The organism is Bacillus sp. NEAU-242-2, assembly GCF_027853835.1.
GTDB lineage: Bacteria > Bacillota > Bacilli > Bacillales > Bacillaceae > Bacillus > Bacillus velezensis.
The window spans coordinates 1-1,291 of sequence record NZ_JAPNNY010000016.1 but is presented as its reverse complement, the minus strand read 5'-3'; the positions used below and the strand labels follow the sequence as shown (position 1 = coordinate 1,291).

The 1,291-nt window shown below is 55.2% G+C and carries 1 rRNA gene; it reads right to left on the bottom strand.

The window, feature by feature from the left end:
* Positions 1-1,290: ribosomal RNA gene (locus OWN49_RS19385) — 16S ribosomal RNA — on the bottom strand; the annotation flags it as partial.
* Position 1,291: the final 1 nt, after the last annotated feature.

Genomic DNA, 1,291 nt, shown 5'->3' with positions numbered 1-1,291 from the left:
GGATTGGCTTAACCTCGCGGTTTCGCTGCCCTTTGTTCTGTCCATTGTAGCACGTGTGTAGCCCAGGTCATAAGGGGCATGATGATTTGACGTCATCCCCACCTTCCTCCGGTTTGTCACCGGCAGTCACCTTAGAGTGCCCAACTGAATGCTGGCAACTAAGATCAAGGGTTGCGCTCGTTGCGGGACTTAACCCAACATCTCACGACACGAGCTGACGACAACCATGCACCACCTGTCACTCTGCCCCCGAAGGGGACGTCCTATCTCTAGGATTGTCAGAGGATGTCAAGACCTGGTAAGGTTCTTCGCGTTGCTTCGAATTAAACCACATGCTCCACCGCTTGTGCGGGCCCCCGTCAATTCCTTTGAGTTTCAGTCTTGCGACCGTACTCCCCAGGCGGAGTGCTTAATGCGTTAGCTGCAGCACTAAGGGGCGGAAACCCCCTAACACTTAGCACTCATCGTTTACGGCGTGGACTACCAGGGTATCTAATCCTGTTCGCTCCCCACGCTTTCGCTCCTCAGCGTCAGTTACAGACCAGAGAGTCGCCTTCGCCACTGGTGTTCCTCCACATCTCTACGCATTTCACCGCTACACGTGGAATTCCACTCTCCTCTTCTGCACTCAAGTTCCCCAGTTTCCAATGACCCTCCCCGGTTGAGCCGGGGGCTTTCACATCAGACTTAAGAAACCGCCTGCGAGCCCTTTACGCCCAATAATTCCGGACAACGCTTGCCACCTACGTATTACCGCGGCTGCTGGCACGTAGTTAGCCGTGGCTTTCTGGTTAGGTACCGTCAAGGTGCCGCCCTATTTGAACGGCACTTGTTCTTCCCTAACAACAGAGCTTTACGATCCGAAAACCTTCATCACTCACGCGGCGTTGCTCCGTCAGACTTTCGTCCATTGCGGAAGATTCCCTACTGCTGCCTCCCGTAGGAGTCTGGGCCGTGTCTCAGTCCCAGTGTGGCCGATCACCCTCTCAGGTCGGCTACGCATCGTCGCCTTGGTGAGCCGTTACCTCACCAACTAGCTAATGCGCCGCGGGTCCATCTGTAAGTGGTAGCCGAAGCCACCTTTTATGTCTGAACCATGCGGTTCAAACAACCATCCGGTATTAGCCCCGGTTTCCCGGAGTTATCCCAGTCTTACAGGCAGGTTACCCACGTGTTACTCACCCGTCCGCCGCTAACATCAGGGAGCAAGCTCCCATCTGTCCGCTCGACTTGCATGTATTAGGCACGCCGCCAGCGTTCGTCCTGAGCCAGGATCAAACTCTCCGATAAA